The 21,582-nt window shown below is 52.5% G+C and carries 15 protein-coding genes; 11 read left to right on the top strand and 4 right to left on the bottom strand.

Annotated elements, in window-relative coordinates; all coding sequences use genetic code 11:
- Nucleotides 1-160 precede the first annotated feature (160 nt).
- Nucleotides 161-1,639: a ketol-acid reductoisomerase gene (gene ilvC / locus JFY74_19730; GenBank protein QQG28250.1), complete on the top strand. Its 1,479-nt coding sequence runs from the start codon at nt 161-163 to the stop codon at nt 1,637-1,639.
- 82 nt (nt 1,640-1,721) lie between these two features.
- Here ilvC and JFY74_19725 read toward each other — a convergent pair whose 3' ends face one another.
- Nucleotides 1,722-2,384 (bottom strand): NAD(P)-binding domain-containing protein, encoded by a 663-nt coding sequence (locus JFY74_19725; GenBank protein QQG28249.1) that lies wholly within the window; start codon nt 2,382-2,384, stop codon nt 1,722-1,724.
- Between the two features lie 102 nt (nt 2,385-2,486).
- Here JFY74_19725 and JFY74_19720 point away from each other — a divergent pair, with 102 nt between their 5' ends.
- Nucleotides 2,487-3,374, top strand: a complete 888-nt coding sequence (locus JFY74_19720) for a LysR family transcriptional regulator (protein QQG28248.1) — start codon at nt 2,487-2,489, stop codon at nt 3,372-3,374.
- A 220-nt stretch (nt 3,375-3,594) separates the two neighbouring features.
- The gene (gene putA, locus JFY74_19715; protein QQG28247.1) at nt 3,595-7,563 is read left to right on the top strand and encodes a trifunctional transcriptional regulator/proline dehydrogenase/L-glutamate gamma-semialdehyde dehydrogenase; all 3,969 of its coding nucleotides are present in this window, start codon (nt 3,595-3,597) and stop codon (nt 7,561-7,563) included.
- Between the two features lie 93 nt (nt 7,564-7,656).
- Here the strand turns inward: putA and JFY74_19710 are convergent, their stop codons facing one another.
- Nucleotides 7,657-7,938 carry a peptidylprolyl isomerase gene (locus JFY74_19710; GenBank protein ID QQG28246.1) on the bottom strand — a complete coding sequence of 94 codons (282 nt, stop codon included), beginning with the start codon at nt 7,936-7,938 and terminating at the stop codon, nt 7,657-7,659.
- A 160-nt stretch (nt 7,939-8,098) separates the two neighbouring features.
- On the opposite strand from JFY74_19710, the gene rep reads away from it, so the two are divergent.
- Entirely contained in the window at nt 8,099-10,120 is a 2,022-nt protein-coding gene (gene rep, locus JFY74_19705; protein ID QQG28245.1) for a DNA helicase Rep, read from the top strand.
- A 20-nt stretch (nt 10,121-10,140) separates the two neighbouring features.
- Here rep and ppx read toward each other — a convergent pair whose 3' ends face one another.
- On the bottom strand, nt 10,141-11,637 hold the full coding sequence (gene ppx / locus JFY74_19700; GenBank protein QQG28244.1) for an exopolyphosphatase: 1,497 nt from the start codon (nt 11,635-11,637) through the stop codon (nt 10,141-10,143).
- 6 nt (nt 11,638-11,643) lie between these two features.
- Nucleotides 11,644-12,933, bottom strand: a complete 1,290-nt coding sequence (gene rhlB / locus JFY74_19695) for an ATP-dependent RNA helicase RhlB (GenBank protein ID QQG28243.1) — start codon at nt 12,931-12,933, stop codon at nt 11,644-11,646.
- A gap of 118 nt (nt 12,934-13,051) precedes the next feature.
- Here rhlB and trxA point away from each other — a divergent pair, with 118 nt between their 5' ends.
- The 7 genes from trxA to rffG all read left to right on the top strand — a co-directional run bounded on the left by trxA (nt 13,052) and on the right by rffG (nt 21,555).
- Nucleotides 13,052-13,378, top strand: coding sequence for a thioredoxin TrxA (trxA, locus tag JFY74_19690; protein QQG28242.1), 327 nt, complete (start codon nt 13,052-13,054; stop codon nt 13,376-13,378).
- 532 nt (nt 13,379-13,910) lie between these two features.
- A complete protein-coding gene (gene rho, locus JFY74_19685; protein ID QQG28241.1) occupies nt 13,911-15,170 on the top strand; it encodes a transcription termination factor Rho in 1,260 nt (419 codons plus the stop codon).
- 344 nt (nt 15,171-15,514) lie between these two features.
- Complete coding sequence (wecA, locus tag JFY74_19680) at nt 15,515-16,612, top strand: UDP-N-acetylglucosamine--undecaprenyl-phosphate N-acetylglucosaminephosphotransferase (GenBank protein QQG28240.1); 1,098 nt, start codon at nt 15,515-15,517, stop codon at nt 16,610-16,612.
- A 21-nt stretch (nt 16,613-16,633) separates the two neighbouring features.
- Nucleotides 16,634-17,680 carry an ECA polysaccharide chain length modulation protein gene (gene wzzE / locus JFY74_19675; GenBank protein ID QQG28239.1) on the top strand — a complete coding sequence of 349 codons (1,047 nt, stop codon included), beginning with the start codon at nt 16,634-16,636 and terminating at the stop codon, nt 17,678-17,680.
- A 67-nt stretch (nt 17,681-17,747) separates the two neighbouring features.
- Entirely contained in the window at nt 17,748-18,878 is a 1,131-nt protein-coding gene (gene wecB / locus JFY74_19670; protein ID QQG28238.1) for a UDP-N-acetylglucosamine 2-epimerase (non-hydrolyzing), read from the top strand.
- Between the two features lie 350 nt (nt 18,879-19,228).
- A complete protein-coding gene (gene wecC, locus JFY74_19665; GenBank protein ID QQG28237.1) occupies nt 19,229-20,491 on the top strand; it encodes a UDP-N-acetyl-D-mannosamine dehydrogenase in 1,263 nt (420 codons plus the stop codon).
- Complete coding sequence (rffG, locus tag JFY74_19660) at nt 20,482-21,555, top strand: dTDP-glucose 4,6-dehydratase (protein QQG28236.1); 1,074 nt, start codon at nt 20,482-20,484, stop codon at nt 21,553-21,555. Before wecC ends, rffG begins: the two co-directional genes overlap by 10 nt.
- Nucleotides 21,556-21,582 lie beyond the last annotated feature (27 nt).

Here is a 21,582-nt window from a genome sequence, read left to right as displayed (position 1 = left end):
GCAACCGCTTTTGATCTTGCAAATAGTGCAATGTGACGTTGTTAATATATCAATTTAAGCAACGCAATTCCTGTCATATGATGGGGTCATAGTGAATTCCCATCTGACGGGAATCCTTTTTACGAATAATAGACAAACAAAACCGTATACGGAGCACAACATGGCTAACTATTTCAACACATTAAACCTGCGTCAGCAGCTGGAGCAATTGGGCAAGTGCCGCTTTATGGGGCGTGATGAATTTGCCGATGAGGCGAGCTACCTGAAAGGGAAGAAAGTGGTGATCGTCGGCTGTGGTGCTCAGGGGCTGAACCAGGGTCTGAACATGCGCGATTCTGGTCTGGATATCGCTTACGCCCTGCGTGCTGAAGCGATTGCCGAAAAACGCGCATCATGGCGCAAAGCGACCGAAAACGGCTTCACCGTTGGTACATACGAAGGTCTGATCCCGCAGGCTGATCTGGTGGTTAACCTGACACCGGACAAACAGCACTCCGCAGTGGTTCAGGCGGTACAACCGCTGATGAAACAGGGCGCAGCGCTGGGCTATTCTCACGGTTTCAACATCGTTGAAGTGGGCGAGCAAATCCGTAAAGACATCACCGTTGTGATGGTGGCTCCGAAGTGCCCAGGTACAGAAGTACGTGAAGAATACAAACGTGGTTTCGGCGTGCCAACGCTGATCGCGGTTCACCCAGAAAACGATCCGAAAGGCGAAGGCATGGCCATCGCTAAAGCCTGGGCTGCGGCCACCGGCGGTCACCGTGCTGGCGTTCTGCAATCTTCTTTCGTTGCAGAAGTGAAATCTGACCTGATGGGTGAGCAAACTATTCTGTGTGGTATGTTGCAAGCGGGCTCGCTGCTGAGCTTCGACAAACTGGTTGCTGAAGGCACCGATCCGGCTTATGCAGAAAAACTGATTCAGTTCGGCTGGGAAACCATCACCGAAGCGCTGAAGCAAGGCGGGATCACGCTGATGATGGATCGCCTGTCTAACCCAGCGAAACTGCGTGCTTACGCACTGTCTGAGCAGCTGAAAGGCATCATGGCGCCGCTGTTCCAGAAACATATGGATGACATCATCTCCGGCGAATTCTCCAGTGGCATGATGGCTGACTGGGCGAACGATGACGTGAAACTGCTGACCTGGCGTGAAGAGACCGGTAAAACGGCATTCGAAAACGCACCGCAGTTCGACGGTAAAATCGCTGAGCAGGAATACTTTGATAACGGCGTGCTGATGGTTGCGATGGTGAAAGCGGGCGTTGAGCTGGCGTTTGAAACCATGGTGAGCTCTGGCATCATCGAAGAGTCGGCTTACTACGAATCACTGCATGAGCTGCCGCTGATCGCCAACACCATTGCGCGTAAGCGTCTGTATGAAATGAACGTGGTTATCTCTGATACTGCAGAATACGGTAACTACCTGTTCGCTAATGCCGCTGTTCCATTGCTGAAAGATGCGTTCATGGCATCTCTGCAACCGGGCGATCTGGGCAAAGCGGTCGCGGGTACCGAAGTGGACAACGCACAGCTGCGTGATGTTAACGAAGCTATCCGTAACCACCCAATCGAAACCGTAGGACACACGCTGCGCGGTTACATGAAAGACATGAAGCGTATCGCCGTTGCGGGTTAATGTTGTTTTGACGTTTACCGAAACACGATGATTTCTATGCTGCTCCCTTGGGGAGCAGCATTTTTTTATCCACGGTTATCCCTCACCTCGCGTTATCTAGATCCTGTACTGGCCGTGTGTTGCGTGAGGCTAGCGCCAGCGCAGTAGTTAATTCTGCTTTTGTCATCCGTACGCAGTAAGACGGCATGTTTCTTTCAAAACGCCAGCCTTCATACAAAGCTCCAGCGTCTACCACATCAAATCCGAACGCGTCATAAAGCTCAGCCACCATCGCTTTTCCTTGAGAATCATCACCCGCAAGCGGTAGCGCTCGTCGATTAGGATGACCTGCGGATAAACCGTCTTTTTCCAGGTCCGTCATCGGGATCGCGTTAAATGCTTTGATGATTTTTGCACCGGGTAACGTCTCGGCCAGGAGTTCACTGGTCGTTGTTTTCTGTGCATCAAGCGTTATCACGCTGCCATCTCGTTCTGGGTAATAGTTGACGGCATCGATCGCTAACTTACCGTGTAATGCCTGCGCAGGAAGATTGCCGATAGCGGAGAGCGGAACCGCGATAACGACAATATCGCCAAACGCTGCGGCTTGTGTTGGGGTGCCAATGTCGCAGCCAATCATCGGCCGTAGGCTGAAAAGCGTTTGAGGGTCGCGTGAGTTGCTAAGCATGGTTTGATGTCCGGCTTGGATCGCCAGTTTAGCGATCGCCCGTCCGACAAAACCCGCGCCAATAATGCCAATTTTCATCTTTTTTCACCTTAATGGTTTTGAGATGAAAAGGTTAACCCTCTACTTTTTGAAGATAAAGTGTGTTATCTGAGAAGGATAAACAACAAAAATGAGGGAATCATGGATCGGTTTACCAGTATGAACATTTTTGTCAAAACTGTGGAGCTGGGATCTTTTGCTGCCGCCGCTGATGCACTCACCCTTTCGCCACAGATGGTCGCAAAGTATGTGGCGTGGCTTGAGGCCCGGCTTGGTTCTCGGTTACTCAACCGTACGACCCGTCGTCAGAGCTTGACCGATGTCGGTCAGCGCTATTACGAACGCTGCAAAGTCGTGCTTGCTGAATTGCAGACGGCGGATGATATTGCCCGGGAAATGCAGACGACGCCTTCGGGCATTATTCAGGTTAACGCCCCTGTAACCTGGGGATCGCATTTGCTTGCGCCGTTCATCACTCGTTATCTCGAACGTTATCCAGATACGCAGATCGCGTTAACGTTAAACGATCGTCAGGTTGACCCCATCGAAGAGGGGTTTGAAGTTGTTATCCGCATCGGAGAGTTGGCCGATAGTACAATGGTAGCCTGGCCGCTTCAGCCTTACTCGCTCATTGCCTGTGCATCGCCAGATTATGTGGCGCGCGCTGGTCTGCCTGATACGCCATCAAGCCTCGTCAATCATACATGCCTGATTTATGGCATGAAATCCGTCCTTACGCCGTGCCGATGGATTTTTCAAAAAGAGGGAAAAACGGAAGAAGTCAGGCCGAAGGGCAGATTGTATGCAAATGACTGGAATGCGTTATTGCATGCCGCGATAGAAGGGTACGGCGTGACTCTTGGGCCAGAAGCGGTGTTGCGCAAGGAAATTCAACGTGGGCGTCTGATTCAGGTGTTGTCTGATTATGACGGGCCTGTGCGTCCCGTACATGTCATGGTGCCTTCTGTGAGGCGATCAACGGTCAAAGTGAAAACGTTTGTTGATGCGATCAGAACGAATTTCGGATAGTGGCGGTATGCTGCTTCTGCTTGATTGAAGCGGTCGGTAATCGCTTTTGATGGTGCTTTACCCAGCAGGCTGAGGATGAAAATAGTCAGGCAGTTGAAGATAAAACCGGAGATGATGGGCTGCAATCGCTCCATTTGTTAACAAGGTTGCACAAAGTTGCAACATGGTCGATATTGACGTTTCCCCGATGTGCATCTTCTAAATTACAGGAGTGGACGCTATGGGCTTTACCACGATGGGTGTAAAACTCGATGAGGAAACGCGCGAAAGCATTAAAGCCGCAGCACAGCGTATTGATCGCACGCCACACTGGCTGATTAAACAGGCCATTTTCCATTATCTCGAACGCCTCGAAAGCGGCCTCGACACTCCTGAAATACCGCAATGGACGAACGCCAGCCACATTGAAGCGGAAGAGATTATGCCGCAATCTCGGGAAGAAGAAACCCACCCACCCTTTCTTGGTTTCGCTGAACAGGTGCTTCCTCAGTCGGTTATCCGTGCTGCCATTACGTCCGCTTATCGCCGCCCTGAAAATGAATTAGTGCCTATCTTGCTTGAACAGGCAAGACTTACCGATGAAATGTCGCAGTTAACGCAGAAACTGGCTTATCAACTGGCAGAAAAATTACGCGGTCAGAAAGCCGGAAATGGGCGTGCGGGCATTGTGCAAGGGCTGCTACAGGAATTCTCACTTTCTTCTCAGGAAGGGGTGGCGTTGATGTGTTTAGCCGAAGCGCTGCTGCGTATTCCTGATAAATCCACGCGTGATGCGCTGATCCGCGACAAGATCAGTCGGGGAAATTGGCAGGCGCATCTTGGTCACAGTCCGTCTCTCTTTGTGAATGCTGCAACCTGGGGGCTGCTGTTTACCGGAAAGCTGGTGGCGACGCACAACGAAGTGAATCTTTCGAATTCGCTGAACCGCATTATCGGGAAAAGTGGTGAGCCGCTTGTCCGCAAAGGCGTCGATATGGCTATGCGGCTGATGGGGGAGCAGTTTGTCACAGGGGAAACCATGGGTGAAGCGCTGGCGAATGCCCGCGAATGGGAGAGTAAAGGCTTCCGTTACTCCTACGATATGTTAGGTGAAGCCGCGCTGACGGAGCACGATGCTGCCGCCTATCTGACGGCCTATCAGCAGGCGATTCATGCTATCGGCAAAGCCTCGAACGGGCGCGGGATTTATGAAGGGCCGGGCATCTCCATCAAGCTGTCGGCGCTGCACCCGCGCTATAGCCGGTCACAGTATGACCGTGTGATGGAAGAGCTTTATCCACGTTTGTTGATGCTGACGCTGCTGGCGCGTCAGTACGATATCGGGATCAATATCGACGCAGAGGAAGCCGACCGACTGGAGATCTCGCTCGATCTGCTGGAAAAACTCTGCATGGAGCCACAGCTGGCGGGGTGGAACGGTATCGGATTTGTCATTCAGGCTTATCAAAAACGCTGCCCGTATGTAATCGATGCGCTGATTGAGCTGGCACAGCGCAGCCGTCGACGGCTGATGATTCGTCTGGTGAAAGGGGCGTACTGGGACAGCGAAATCAAGCGCGCGCAGGTTGACGGGCTAGAAGGCTACCCGGTTTACACGCGTAAGGTCTATACCGATGTGGCTTATCTGGCGTGCGCCCGCAAGCTGCTGGCCGTACCGAATCTGATTTACCCGCAGTTCGCCACGCACAACGCGCAGACGGTAAGCGCGATCTACCACATGGCGGGCAACAATTATTATCCCGGTCAGTATGAGTTTCAGTGCCTGCACGGCATGGGTGAACCGCTCTACGATCAGGTGGTGGGCGCGGTTGCTGACGGAAAAATGAACCGTCCGTGTCGTATTTATGCTCCGGTCGGAACCCATGAAACGCTGCTGGCTTATCTGGTACGACGCCTGCTGGAAAACGGCTCGAATACCTCATTTGTTAATCGCATTGCGGATACCTCAATGGCTCTGGAAACGCTGATTGCCGATCCGATTCGTGGCGTAGAGGCGCTGGCAAAAGTGGAATGGATCATGGGCGCACCGCATCCCAAGATTCCTCTGCCACGTCAGCTATATGGGCGGGAACGGCAAAATTCGAGCGGGCTGGATCTCTCGAACGAGCATCGGCTGGCTTCGCTTTCCAGCGCGTTGCTAAATCACGCGTCACAGCCGTGGTATGCCGCACTGATGATTGAGGGGGAAAGCGAGGTAAGTGAAGAAAGGCCTGTCGTGAATCCCGCCGATGTGCACGATGTGGTGGGCTATGTTCGCGATGCCTCCGTGGCAGATGTTGAGCAGGCGGTAGAAGCCGCGGTGCATGCGGGTACTATCTGGTTTGCGACGCCGCCCGCAGAGCGTGCTGCGATATTGAATCAGGCTGCCTCACTGATGGAAAGGCAGTTGCAAAGCCTGCTGGGGCTGCTGGTGCGGGAAGCGGGTAAATCCTTCAGTAACGCGATTGCGGAAGTGCGCGAAGCGGTGGACTTTTTACGCTATTACGCGGCTCAGATTCGGGATTCATTCACCAATGATACCCATCGTCCGCTGGGGCCGGTGGTTTGCATCAGTCCGTGGAATTTCCCGCTGGCGATCTTCACCGGTCAAATTTCTGCCGCACTGGCGGCAGGAAACAGCGTGCTGGCCAAACCGGCTGAACAGACGCCGCTGGTTGCGGCACAGGCGGTGCGTATTTTGCATGAGGCGGGCATTCCTCAGGGTGTGCTGCAACTGCTGCCCGGCCAGGGAGAAACGATTGGTGCCGCGTTGGTGAACGATGAACGGGTACGCGGCGTGGTGTTTACCGGATCGACGGCCGTTGCCAAAACCTTGCAACGTAGCATCGCGGGCAGGCTCGATCCGCAGGGGCGTTTGACGCCGCTGATTGCCGAAACGGGTGGCCTGAATGCGATGATTGTCGATTCGTCTGCGCTGACGGAGCAGGTAGTGAATGACGTTATCGCCTCTGCGTTCGACAGCGCCGGACAGCGTTGCTCGGCGCTGCGCCTGCTGTGCCTGCAAGAGGATATTGCGGATCGCACTCTGGCTATGCTGCGTGGCGCGATGGCGGAATGTCGAATGGGGAATCCTGAGCGGCTATCGACCGATATCGGCCCGCTGATTGACGCGGAAGCGAAAGAGAACGTGGAGCTGCATATCCAGACGATGCGGGCGAAAGGCCATACGGTATTTCAGGCAGCGTATCCGCAGGATGAGGATACGTGGCGGCACGGGACGTTTGTGAAACCGACCCTGATCGAACTGGGCAAGATAGACGAGCTGAAAAAAGAAGTTTTTGGTCCAGTTTTACACGTCGTTCGCTATCAAAGCCAGCAGTTGGATGCAGTGATTGAGCAGATCAACGCGGCTGGATACGGTCTGACGCTGGGTGTGCATACCCGTATTGATGAAACTATCCTGCGTGTGACGGGCAAGGCGAAAGTGGGCAACCAATATGTGAATCGCAATATGGTCGGTGCCGTTGTCGGCGTTCAACCGTTTGGCGGGGAAGGCTTATCGGGAACCGGGCCAAAGGCGGGCGGGCCGCTTTACCTGTATCGCTTGCTGGCACATCGGCCGGACGACGCGCTTGCGGCTGAATTCGCACAGCAGAACCGTGAGCAGGCACTGGATGCGTCTGCTCGATCGTCGCTGCTGGCGGGGCTACAGGCGCTGGAAGGCTGGGCGATTGCCGGGGAGCGTCACGGGCTAGCGACGTTATGCCAACGCTACAGAGAATATAGCGTCAGCGGGACAACGCGATTGCTGCCCGGCCCGACAGGAGAACGTAATTCCTATACGCTACTGCCGCGTGAGCGGATTCTGTGTCTGGCGGATAATGAGGACGATCGCTTGATTCAGACGGCAGCGGTGCTGGCGACAGGCGGGAAACTGCTGTGGCCGGAAGGTGAGCAGGAGAAAACGCTTTATGGCCGTTTACCCGCAGGTGTGCAGTCGCATATTCAGTTCACGCCTGACTGGCAGCGGCACGAGGTGTCTTTTCATGGCGTCATTTATCATGGGGATGCCGATCGGTTACGGCAGTTGAGTGAGGGGCTTGCAGAGCGCGATGGCCCGATTATCCTGCTGTTAGGCTATGCGCAGGGCGATACCTACATTCAGTTGGAACGTCTGTTGATTGAACGTTCTCTGAGTATCAATACCGCCGCCGCAGGCGGCAATGCCAGCCTGATGACGATAGGCTAGTCAGGCATTTAATAGAAAAAGCGCGCTAAACCAGAAGGTGGGCGCGCTTTTTATGTTCGGGACGTCGGCGTGACGACTGAGTTGCAGGACAACTTAGTTGCGGTATAGCACTTTGATCACATGGTAGCCAAACTGGGTTTTCACCGGACCAAATGGTTTCAGCAACTCGCAGGAAAACACCGCTTTATCGAAAGCCGGCACCATGTCGCCTTTACGAAACTCACCTAAATCGCCGCCGTTGCGTTTTGACGGGCAGGTCGAGTGCTTCTGTGCCAGTTTCTGGAAGTCTGCACCTTTTTCCAGTTGCGCAAGAATGTCATTAGCTTCCTGCTCAGTGTCTACCAGGATGTGTAGGGCTGCTGCGGTATTTGCCATGTTATTACCTTTTTTGCAAAAGAGATTCCGGCGCGCAATGTAACATTTGCAACGCAAGATGTGGACTGCGATGTGCTTTCCTTAATAACAAATCCCTGGTCAAGATCGATACGGCTTTCTGCTACAATCGCCTTCCGTTTTATGAGTGAGCAAGATCGTTATGCGCTTAAACCCCAGCCAACAACACGCCGTCGAATTCGTCACCGGACCTTGTCTGGTGCTGGCGGGCGCAGGTTCAGGCAAGACCCGCGTTATCACCAACAAAATCGCGCACCTTATTCGCCAGTGTGGCTATCAGGCTAAGCACATTGCCGCCGTGACGTTTACCAACAAAGCGGCGCGTGAGATGAAAGAGCGCGTGGCGCAAACGCTGGGGCGCAAAGAAACGCGTGGGCTGATGATCGCGACCTTCCATACGCTGGGGCTGGAGATCATCAAACGTGAATACGTCGCGCTGGGCATGAAATCTAATTTCTCCCTGTTTGACGATCAGGACCAGATGGCGTTGCTGAAAGAGCTGACGGAACAGTGGCTGGAAAACGATAAGGTTCTGCTGCAACAGCTGATCTCGACGATCTCAAACTGGAAAAACGATCTTATCGATCCTGCCGGTGCGGCAGCAACCGCTCGCTCCGAACGCGACAAGCTGTTTGTGCATTGCTACTCGCTCTATCACGACCACCTTCGTGCCTGTAACGTACTGGACTTCGACGATCTGATTTTGCTGCCCACGCTGTTGCTGAAGCAGAACGCGGAGGTGCGTGAACGCTGGCAGAACCGCTTACGCTACCTGCTGGTGGATGAATATCAGGACACCAATACCAGCCAGTATGAGCTGGTTAAGCTGCTGGTCGGCACCCGTGCGCGTTTTACCGTGGTAGGGGATGACGATCAGTCGATTTACTCCTGGCGCGGTGCGCGACCACAGAATTTGGTGTTGCTACAGCAGGATTTCCCCGCGCTTGATGTGATCAAGCTGGAACAAAATTACCGTTCATCAGGGCGTATTCTGAAAGCCGCCAATATTCTCATCGCCAATAACCCGCACGTCTTTGAAAAGCGTCTGTTCTCGGAGTTGGGTTACGGTGATGAACTTAAAGTGATTACCGCCAACAACGAAGATCACGAAGCAGAGCGGGTCGTGGGTGAGCTGATTGCCCATCACTTTATTAAAAAGACCCAGTACGGCGATTATGCCATTTTGTATCGTGGTAACCATCAGTCGCGTCTGTTTGAAAAGATGCTGATGCAGAACCGTATTCCGTATCGGATCTCTGGTGGCACGTCGTTTTTCTCCCGACCTGAAATCAAAGATTTACTGGCCTACTTACGCGTACTGACCAACCCAGAAGATGACAGTGCGTTCTTACGCATTGTGAACACGCCTAAGCGTGAGATTGGCCCGGCAACGATGAAGAAGCTAGGCGAGTGGGCAGGGCAACGCAATAAAGGCCTGTTCAGCGCGAGTTTTGATCTCGGGCTGAGCCAGTCGCTGACTGGTCGTGGGCTGGAATCCCTACAACGGTTCACCCAGTGGCTGGCGGAGATTGCCCGTCTGGCAGAGCATGAACCGGTTGCCGCCGTGCGGGATCTGATTCATGGGCTGGACTACGAAAGCTGGCTGTATGAAACCTCACCCAGCCCAAAAGCCGCAGAAATGCGGATGAAGAACGTTAATCAGCTATTCAGCTGGATGACGGAAATGCTGGAAGGATCCGATCTGGATGAACCGATGACACTGACGCAGGTGGTGACGCGTTTCACGCTACGGGACATGATGGAACGTGGAGAGAGTGAAGAGGAACTGGATCAAGTTCAGCTAATGACGTTGCATGCGTCCAAAGGTTTGGAATTCCCGTACGTCTTTTTAGTGGGGATGGAAGAAGGTCTGTTGCCGCATCAGAGCAGTATTGATGAAGATAACGTCGATGAAGAGCGGCGTCTGGCATACGTAGGAATTACGCGTGCCCAGCGTGAACTATTCTTCACATTGTGCAAAGAGCGCCGCCAGTATGGCGAGTTGGTGCGCCCCGAACCGAGTCGTTTCCTGCTTGAACTGCCGCAGGATGATGTGGTGTGGGAAACGGAAAGAAAAGTGGTTAGCGCACAAGAGCGCATGCAGAAAGGTCAGACGAACGTCGCCAATATCCGGGCGATGTTGGCGAAAGCAAAAGGGGGATAATCCTCCCCCTTATATGCTCGTTAAGCCGGGGTTTCTTCCAGCATCAGCGGCCAGTGTACGTAACTCTGCCAGCGGCTTTCCTGTTCCAGCATTTCTGCCCGTAACGGGTGCTGAGCCAGCCATCCAGCAGGCAGAATCAAACGCAATGCTTCACCTTCTACGCGCAGCCGTACTGCTGGCAGCGTGTCATCGCGGCGGCGGCTTGCAAAAATAATCGCCAGACGCAACAGCCGGCACAGGCGCTGTGCTTGATTGACCGGCAGCGCATTTTGCTGACTGAGCGGCATTAAATCGACAGGGTTAATCTGGTTTTGCAGGAGTGTAGCTAACAACTTCTTCTGGGCGGGTGTAAAGCCGGGGAGATCGCTATGGCGAATCAAATAGGCTGCATGCTGGGGTGATTGGCGAAAATCAATGCTCAAACCGATTTCGTGCACCAGACAGGCGCTGCGCAGTAACTCGCGACATCGGTTATCTAACTGCCAGTCACGGGCAACCTGTTGCAGAAAGTTGTCCGCCAGTGTGCTGACACGTTTAGCCTGCTCGGTATCCAGCAAATAGCGGCGTTGCAGCGTCGCTAACGTACGGTGACGGATATCTTGATCGACGGGCAGATGCAGCATGCCATAGACCAGTCCTTCACGCAGCGCGCCTCCGGCCAGCGTCATCGTTTTGATATCGAGTTCCTGGAAGATCGCCAGCAGAATAGCCAATCCGCTGGGGAAAACCAGCGCGCGTTCCAGTGTCAGGCCATCAATTTCCAATTCTTCCAGCTTATCGCATTGAATCGCATGCTCTTTAAGCTGTCTGAGCTTCGGCAGAGTAATGTATTCATCCATTCCCTGCGCGACCATAATTTCCTGTAGCGCTTGAACTGTGCCGGAAGCACCGACGCAGATTTGCCAGCCCTGTTCGCGCAGAGAAGCCGCGACAGGACGCAGCATTTCACGCGCCGCCTGTTCAGCGCGTTCAAAGTTACCGGCTTCCAGATTGCGGTCGCTGAAATAACGATCCAGCCAGGTTACGCATCCCATCGGGAGGCTGATTAACTGAGTCGTCTTTGCGCCGATTCCCGTTGCCAGTTCGGTACTGCCACCGCCAATATCCACGACCAGACGCGCATCTGAGCCACCTGTCGTATGTGCCACACCTTGATAAATCAAGCGTGCTTCTTCTTCACCGCTGATAACTTGAATCGGCAAGCCCAGAATTTCCTGAGCCCGTTGCAGAAACTCGTCAGCGTTCGTTGCCAGACGCAGGGTTGCGGTCGCGACGACGCGCACCTGATCCTGCGGAATGTCCTGCAACCGTTCGGAGAACAGTTGTAGACACTGCCAGCCACGCTGCATCGCTTCCTGCGAGAGCCGATTCTGTTTATCCAGCCCTGCCGCAAGGCGGACTTTACGCTTTATTTTCGCCAGCGTCTGAATGCTGCCTGCGGTTTCCTGGGTGACCAGCATATGGAAGCTGTTCGAGCCGAGATCGATGGCAGCGTAAAGTGAAGAAGAGCTCAGCATCGACGGTTATTCCGCTCGTTTACGGTTATTACGGGGCGCTCCGCTGCGGCGCGGCGCATTGTGTCGGCGCGGGCCATTATTGGAACGCGGTGGACGCGTTAAACGCTTCGGCGCAGGCAAATTATTCATCAGCGCGTCACTGTTATATTTGCTGACCGGGATACCGTGACCGATATAGGTTTCGATAGCCGGGAGGTTCAGCGCATACTCTTCACAGGCCAGGCTGATAGAGAATCCGCTTTGTCCCGCACGGCCCGTACGACCAATACGGTGAACGTAGTCTTCGCAGTCGTCCGGCAGGTCGTAGTTGAAAACGTGGGTAACAGAAGGGATGTGCAAACCACGCGCTGCCACGTCCGTTGCTACGAGAATATCCAGATTACCCTGAGTAAAATCTTCCAGAATACGCAGACGTTTTTTCTGTGCGACGTCACCCGTCAGCAATCCAACACGATGACCATCGGCAGCCAGATGGCCCCAGATATCTTCGCAGCGATGTTTGGTGTTCGCGAAAATAATGCAGCGGTCAGGCCACTCTTCTTCCAGCAGCGTCTGGAGCAGGCGCATTTTTTCTTCGTTGGACGGATAAAACAGTTCTTCTTTAATCCGGTGGCCGGTTTTCTGTTCCGGTTCAACTTCCACATACTCTGCGTTATTCATTTGTTCAAACGCGAGTTCACGCACCCGGTAGGAGAGCGTAGCGGAAAAGAGCATATTCAGACGCTGTGACGCTGCCGGCATACGGCGGAACAGCCAGCGAATATCTTTGATGAAACCGAGATCGTACATGCGATCGGCTTCGTCCAGCACGACGACCTGAATCGCGCCCAGATTGATATGGTTTTGTTTGGCGTAATCGATCAGGCGGCCAGTGGTGCCGATCAGAATATCAACGCCGTTTTCCAGCACTTTAAGTTGCTTGTCGTAGCCGTCTCCACCGTAGGCTAAACCCAGTTTTAACCCGGTTAGGTGAGATAGCGCTTCTGCATCAGAGTGAATCTGGACAGCCAGTTCACGGGTTGGTGCCATAATTAAAGCACGTGGCTGATTGGTCTGGCGCTCTGCGTTTGCAGGGTGTGAAAGCAAATAATGGAAAGTAGACGCGAGAAAAGCCAGCGTCTTGCCGGTACCGGTTTGCGCCTGACCTGCCACATCACGCCCTGACAGAGCCAATGGCAGAGCTAACGCCTGAATAGGCGTACAGTTATGAAACCCTTTATTTTCAAGAGCTTCAATAACCTGCGGGTGCAGGGCGAAGTCGGAAAACTTCTGTTCAGTTAAGTGTGTTTTGCTCATAGTGTGGTAGAATATCAGCTAACTATTGCTTTACGAAAGCGTATCCGGTGAAATAAAGTCAAGCCGTTGTTGGTTAATGCTACACCAACAAGGTAGAAATAATCCTGCGGAGTAAAATATGAGCGATAAAATAATTCACCTGACTGATGACAGCTTCGGCACGAAAGTATTGCAAGCTGAGGGCGCTATCTTGGTTGATTTCTGGGCTGAGTGGTGTGGTCCTTGCAAAATGATCGCTCCTATTCTGGATGAAATTGCTGAAGAGTTTGAAGGTAAACTGACGGTTACCAAGTTGAACATTGATGAAAACCCGGCTACCGCACCAAAATATGGTATCCGTGGCATCCCTACTCTGCTGCTGTTTAAAAACGGCGAAGTCGCTGCGACGAAAGTCGGCGCGCTGTCCAAAGGGCAACTGAAAGAGTTCCTGACGGCAAATCTGTAATTAGCTTGATACCCTTCTAAAGGGTGTTGCCGACGGGCGCAATTGGGCAATATGTAATTCTCATATTGACTGCTTGCCGCTCGTCGGGAAGCATGTTAGATTCTTCATCACTGCATATCGTACTTGCCTATGTTTAAGCCCTTAGGCTTAAGCCTAAAAGTTAGAGTCTAAAGCATTATTCTGTGTCGAAATCGAAAAATCGTTGTTTTGCAAAGTAATTTTTTACAGAGCGATTTTTTTCAAACATGACGATTTTTTTCAAACATGATGATTGTTTTATAGCACGTTTGTTATCCGATTTGGACAGTCTGCTAGTTTTACAATAATTGGTTTTATGTGTCTTCGATCTCCTGCCGTTGATTTATGCAGATATCGTTTATGCGGATGTCGTTTTGCGCGGATTTAATGCGCTTCAGGTGTGAAACCAGACAGGAATCCGGTGGTTGAAGGCAGCTATAGAGGCACGGATGATCCTGCCATACCATTCACGTTAATAGTTCGAGATTTACCCCGAGTTAAAGAACCCACCACTATGAATCTTACCGAATTAAAGAATACGCCAGTTTCTGAGTTAATTACTCTTGGCGAAAATATGGGCCTGGAAAACCAGGTTCGCATGCGCAAACAGGATATTATCTTCGCGATTCTGAAACAGCATGCAAAAAGCGGCGAGGATATTTTCGGCGATGGTGTGCTGGAGATATTGCAGGATGGCTTCGGCTTTCTCCGCTCCGCAGACAGCTCCTACCTCGCAGGCCCCGATGATATCTACGTTTCTCCCAGCCAAATCCGCCGTTTTAACCTCCGCACTGGTGACACCATTTCTGGCAAGATTCGTCCGCCGAAAGAGGGTGAACGCTACTTTGCGCTGCTGAAAGTTAACGAAGTCAACTACGACAAACCTGAAAACGCCCGCAACAAGATCCTGTTCGAAAACTTAACACCGCTGCATGCAAACTCTCGTCTGCGTATGGAGCGTGGTAACGGTTCGACAGAAGATCTGACGGCGCGTGTGCTGGATCTGGCTTCGCCGATCGGCCGTGGTCAACGTGGTCTGATCGTTGCACCGCCAAAAGCGGGTAAAACTATGCTGCTGCAGAACATCGCACAGAGCATCGCTTACAACCATCCTGACTGTGTGCTGATGGTGCTGCTGATTGACGAACGTCCGGAAGAAGTTACCGAGATGCAGCGTCTGGTGAAGGGTGAAGTGGTTGCGTCAACGTTTGACGAACCGGCTTCCCGTCACGTTCAGGTTGCTGAAATGGTGATCGAAAAAGCGAAGCGTCTGGTTGAGCATAAGAAAGACGTTATCATCCTGCTGGACTCCATTACCCGTCTGGCGCGTGCCTACAACACCGTGGTTCCGGCTTCGGGCAAAGTGTTGACCGGTGGTGTTGATGCTAACGCCCTACATCGTCCGAAGCGTTTCTTCGGTGCGGCGCGTAACGTCGAGGAAGGCGGTAGCCTGACAATCATCGCCACCGCGCTGGTTGATACCGGTTCCAAGATGGACGAAGTGATTTACGAAGAATTTAAAGGTACAGGTAATATGGAACTGCACCTGGCGCGTAAAATCGCAGAAAAACGCGTGTTCCCGGCGATTGATTACAACCGTTCCGGTACGCGTAAAGAAGAACTGCTTACCACCTCTGAAGAATTGCAGAAGATGTGGATTCTACGCAAGATCATCCACCCAATGGGTGAGATCGACGCGATGGAATTCCTCATCAACAAGTTGGCGATGACAAAAACCAACGATGAATTCTTCGATATGATGAAACGTTCATAAATCCGGGCGTTCATCTATATATACCCTAAATAATTCGAGTTGCAGGACAAAACGTTAACGTTTTGAACAACGTGAAGCGTTGACCCTTTAGGACGAGGCTCAGAGATGAGCCGAGTATTGCCAACGCACATGCGACTTGAAGTATGACGGGTACATTACGGATAACTCGGGGAACGCCACGCTGGGTCGTGGCGTTTTTTTATCCCCTAATTGATCGGATGTGGAGGGGCTTTCTACCGGGAAGTCTCGGTTATCACTCAATTTGTACTGGCGATCAACGTGGGCGATAGGATATAAGGCGTAAACCGAGTCTATACTGAACAGCTACAGCGCAGCTGTTAACGGTGAACTTACTCACTATGAGTACCGAATTACTATTTATTTTCTTGTTTTCTTTAGGCTTCCTTTTTTTTGCTCGCAGCATCGCGGGTAAAATAGGGCTTGTCGATCGTCCCAACTACCGTAAACGCCATCGGGGTCTTGTGCCTCTGGTTGGTGGTATCTCCGTGTATGCGGGTATCTGCTTTACTTACTTCATTACCGATCAATATATCCCCAACTTCCGTCTTTACCTGCTGTGCGCGGGTGTGCTGGTATTTATCGGCATGCTGGACGATCGTTTTGATATCAGTGTGAAAATTCGTGCTGTTGTGCAGGCGTTTGTTGCCGTCGTGATGATGGCTTTCGCTGGTTTGACGATACACAATCTGGGATATATTTTCGGTCCGTGGCAGATGGGGCTGGGGCCGTTTGGCTATCTGGTCACGCTGTTTGCCGTTTGGGCGGCGATCAATGCGTTCAATATGGTGGACGGGATCGATGGATTGCTCGGCGGATTGTCCAGTGTCTCATTTGGGGCGATGGGGATTTTGCTGTATCTGAGTGGCCATACGAATTTGGCATTATGGTGTTTCGCCATGATTGCCGCGACCTTACCTTATATTCTGCTTAATCTCGGCATGTTTGGACCCCGCTACAAGGTGTTCATGGGCGATGCAGGTAGCACGATGATTGGCTTCACGGCCATCTGGCTGCTGATTCAAATAACGCAAGGCCCACGGCATCCGATTAACCCGGTTACGGCACTGTGGATCATCGCTATCCCGCTGATCGATATGATTGCCATTATGTACCGGCGCTTGCGCAAAGGGATGAGCCCGTTCTCGCCTGACCGACAGCATATCCATCATTTAATGATGCGGGCTGGCTTTTCTTCCCGCCAGGCATTTGTGTTGATTACGCTTGCCGCCGCCTTGTTGGCAGCGGTCGGCGTGTTGGGAGAATATTTCTTTTTCATACCCGAATGGTTCATGTTGGCATTGTTCTTGCTTGCATTTCTACTGTATGGCTACTGCCTGAAACGAGCATGGCGGGTCGCCCGTTTTATCAAGCGAATCAAACGCCGTATGCGGCATTCTGATGAGCAAAAGCAGTCATCCTGACCAAATAATTTTGGGGAAGTAATGAAATCAGAGAACTTGTCTACCGGGAATGCGTTGATTGATAACGAATTGGATATCCGTGGTTTATTTCGCCTGCTGTGGCGTGGAAAGGTATGGCCGATAGCGATCGGCCTGCTTTTTGCCATTGTGGCATTATGCTATTCCTATCTTGTTAAACAGGAGTGGAGCGCGACAGCGATTACTGACAAGCCGACGGTCAATATGCTGGGCGGGTATTATTCGCAACAGCAATTCCTGCGTAACCTCGACGCTCGCTCTTTTTCCACGCCTCAGCCAGAGCAACCGTCTATTTCGGCTGATGCTTATGACGAATTCATCATGCAATTAGCGGCCTATGATACTCGCCGCGATTTCTGGTTACAGACTGACTATTATAAGCAGCGTCTGGAAGGTGATGGAAAAGCTGATGCGGCTCTGCTGGATGAACTGGTCAACAATATTCAGTTTACGCCGCGTGACGACGGGAAAAAAACCAATGATTCCGTGAAGCTGGTGGCGGAAACCTCTAAAGATTCCAACACGTTGCTTCGTCAGTATGTGGCTTTTGCCAGCCAGCGTGCAGCCAGCCACCTGAATGAAGAGATCAAGGGTGCCTGGGCGGCCAGAACCATTTTCATGAAGTCACAAATCAAGCGTCAGGAAGCGGTAGCAAAAGCGATTTACGATCGCGAAGTCCGCAGCGTTGAACTGGCGTTGAAAATTGCCCAGCAGCAAGGTATTAGCCGTAGCCAGACGGATACACCCGCAGACGAAATCCCCGCATCGGAAATGTTCCTGCTTGGCAGGCCGATGCTTCAAGCCCGACTGGAAACGTTGCAGACCAGCGGCCCGCACTACGAACTGGATTATGATCAAAATCGCGCGATGTTGGCGACGCTGAACGTTGGCCCAACGCTTGAGGCGGCTTTCCAGACGTATCGTTATTTGCGTACGCCGGAAGAACCGGTGAAGCGAGACAGCCCACGCCGGGCATTCCTGATGGTGATGTGGGGGGCGATTGGTGCGCTCGTCGGTGCGGGTGTTGCCTTGGCTCGCCGTCCGCGCTAACCAGCTTGCTGATTCGCGTCTGATGCTCTGCGAGCGTCTGCGTCTAACCTGATTAAAGAGATTCAATGTGAAAGTATTGACTGTTTTCGGCACCCGGCCGGAAGCCATAAAAATGGCACCGCTGGTTCATGCCTTGGCTCAGGATGGAGCCTTTGAATCGAGAATTTGCGTAACAGCCCAGCACCGGGAGATGCTGGATCAGGTGCTGCGTTTGTTCGATATTACGCCGGATTACGATCTGGATATTATGCGACCGGGACAGGGACTCAGTGAGATATCCTGCCGGATTTTATCGGGACTTGAACCCGTTATGGCGGAATTCAAACCGGACTTGGTGTTGGTACACGGCGATACCACCACAACGTTGGCAACCAGTCTTGCGGCGTTTTATCAGCGTATCCCCGTCGGCCACGTAGAAGCGGGATTGCGTACTGGCAATCTCTACTCGCCCTGGCCGGAAGAAGCTAACCGCAAACTGACCGGACATTTGGCGATGTACCATTTCGCCCCGACGGAAAATTCCCGCCAAAATTTACTGCGTGAGCATCTGTCTGACCGGCATATTTTTGTGACGGGTAATACGGTGATTGATGCGTTGTTCTGGGTGCGCGATCGCATTCTAGGGGACGCCGCATTACGCCGCAGCCTCGATGAAAAATATGCTTTTTTAGACGACAACAAGAAGCTGATTCTGGTTACCGGACACCGTCGCGAGAGTTTTGGCGGTGGTTTTGAACGCATTTGCAGTGCGCTGGCCGATATCGCCCGTCGACACCCTGAAGTACAAATTGTGTATCCGGTCCATTTGAATCCTAACGTCAGTGAACCTGTGAATCGCATCCTGAGCGGCATTGATAATGTGATGCTGATTGCGCCACAGGACTATCTGCCTTTCGTGTACCTGATGAATCGTTCTTACATGATTTTGACCGACTCGGGCGGCATTCAGGAAGAAGCGCCGTCGTTAGGCAAGCCCGTATTGGTGATGCGTGATACGACAGAACGGCCGGAGGCGGTTGAAGCGGGTACGGTCAAGCTGGTAGGTACGGAAGTAACCAGTATTGTCGATGCGGTATCTATGCTGTTGACGGATGAAGAGGCGTATCAGGCAATGAGTCGCGCTCATAACCCTTATGGTGATGGACAAGCCTGTCAACGCATCGTTGATGCTTTAAAAAATCGCCAGGAGCGATTTTAAACGTCGCTATGCGACGGCCCGACATAAAAAATCGCTAAGTACATTTTCGGGCTGCGAAGAGCCGATTTACAGAATGCAAACGGTGATAATGGGATAGAAGAGTAAAGCGTTTGCGCCATGGACAAAAACGTCAGGAACGTTTTTGAACGTCGCTAGCGACGGCCCTGAAAGGGTGAATCTCAGGGATGAGATTCATATCTGCGCAATCCGAGCGTACAGGGAGGTATTCACAGCGTCTTTACGATCTACCCATTATCACCGCTCAATGCATCTATCAGCATCCGAGAATTACTCAGATCCATGTTAAACGCCGCTCTGCGGTGCAGACATAAAAATTATCAGGTGACACTATGAGCTTTACTACCATTTCCGTAATCGGTTTGGGCTACATCGGTTTACCCACCGCCGCGGCGTTTGCGTCGCGCCAAAAAAAAGTCATCGGTATCGATGTGAACAAACTGGCGGTCGAAACCATTAATCGCGGCGAAATCCATATCGTCGAGCCCGATCTGGATTCGTTGGTCAAAGTGGCAGTGGAAAATGGTTACCTCCAGGCGATGATAAAGCCTGTGCCAGCAGATGCTTTCCTGATCGCCGTTCCTACCCCTTTCAAAGGCGATCACGAACCCGATCTGGCCTATGTTCAGGCTGCTGCGGCGTCCATCGCGCCTGTTCTGAAGAAAGGCGATCTGGTGATTCTGGAATCGACATCCCCCGTGGGGGCGACGGAGCAAATGGCCGAGTGGCTGGCTGACGCGCGTCCTGACTTGACGTTTCCGCAGCAGGTTGGGGAAACGGCGGATATCAATATTGCCTATTGTCCTGAACGCGTGCTGCCGGGGCAGGTCGTGGTCGAGCTGATTAAAAACGATCGCGTCATTGGCGGCATGACTCCAGTGTGCTCTGCTCGCGCGAGCGAACTGTACAAAATCTTCCTCGAAGGTGAGTGTGTGGTTACTAACTCCCGCACCGCCGAAATGTGCAAGCTGACGGAAAACAGCTTCCGCGACGTCAATATTGCTTTCGCCAATGAGCTCTCGCTGATTTGTGCCGAACAAAACATTAACGTATGGGAACTTATCCGATTGGCAAACCGCCATCCCCGCGTCAATATCCTGCAACCCGGCCCTGGCGTCGGCGGGCACTGCATCGCTGTCGACCCCTGGTTCATCGTGGCGCAGAATCCGCAGCAGGCTCGGTTGATTCATACCGCCAGACTGGTGAACGATGGCAAACCGCTCTGGGTGGTGGATCGCGTAAAAGCAGCCGTGGCGGATTATCTGGCGCAAACGGATAAACGCGCGAGCGAGGTTACGGTGGCCTGCTTCGGGCTGGCGTTCAAGCCCGATATTGACGATCTGCGTGAAAGTCCCGCGGTAGGGATTACGTCCATGATTGCACAGTGGAATACCGGCGTGACGTTAGCCGTCGAACCGAATGTCAAACACCTGCCGTCCGTGTTGGCCGGACAGGTAAAACTGGTCGATACCAGCAGTGCATTAAAAGAAGCCGATGTGCTGGTAATGCTGGTCGACCACCGTCAGTTTAAAGCGGTTAACCCAGAAGATGTGAAACAACAGTGGGTTATTGATACCAAAGGAGTATGGCGTTGAAACGTATTTTAATTACCGGTGGTGCTGGATTTATTGGTTCGGCGTTGGTCAGATACATTCTGACGGAAACGCAGGACAGCGTCGTTGTTGTCGATAAGCTGACCTATGCGGGCAACCTGTCTTCGCTGGCTCCCGTTGCTGATAGTTCACGCTTCGCGTTCGAGCAGGTGGATATCTGCGATCGTGCTGAATTGGACCGTGTCTTTACGGCTTACCAGCCTGCGCTGGTGATGCATCTGGCGGCAGAAAGCCACGTCGATCGCTCTATTGATGGCCCGGCGGCGTTTATCGAAACTAATATTGTCGGCACCTATACGATGTTGGAAGCGGCACGCCACTACTGGCAGAACTTGGCTGATGCGGACAAGCGTGCGTTCCGTTTTCACCATATCTCTACCGATGAAGTGTTTGGTGACCTGCACGGGACGGACGATCTGTTTACAGAAACCACGCCTTATGCGCCAAGCAGCCCTTATTCCGCATCGAAAGCCTCCAGCGACCATCTGGTTCGCGCCTGGCTGCGCACCTACGGGTTCCCGACGGTTATCACCAACTGCTCGAATAACTACGGCCCTTACCATTTCCCAGAGAAGCTGATTCCGCTGGTGATCCTGAATGCGGTCGCGGGCAAACCGTTACCGGTTTACGGTGACGGCGCGCAAATCCGTGACTGGCTGTTTGTCGAAGACCACGCTCGTGCATTGTACAAAGTAGTAACGGAAGGCGAAATCGGTGAGACGTACAACATCGGTGGTCACAACGAGCGCAAAAACATTGAAGTGGTGCAGACCATTTGCGCGCTGCTGGAAGAGCTGGCACCGAATAAGCCCGCTGGCGTGGCGCATTACCGCGATCTCATCACCTACGTGAAAGACCGTCCAGGTCACGATATGCGTTACGCGATCGATGCCGGGAAAATTGAACGTGAGCTGGGCTGGCGTCCAGAAGAAACGTTTGAGACGGGCATGAGAAAAACCGTCAGTTGGTATCTGAATAACGAAAAATGGTGGCGCAGCGTGCAGGATGGTTCTTATACCGGCGAGCGTTTAGGGCTGAACGACTAAACCCGTGCCTGAACCAGATGGCGGAAA

It is taken from the genome of Pectobacterium carotovorum, from assembly GCA_016415585.1.
Lineage (GTDB): Bacteria > Pseudomonadota > Gammaproteobacteria > Enterobacterales > Enterobacteriaceae > Pectobacterium > Pectobacterium carotovorum_K.
This window is presented reverse-complemented; position numbering and strand designations above follow the sequence as displayed.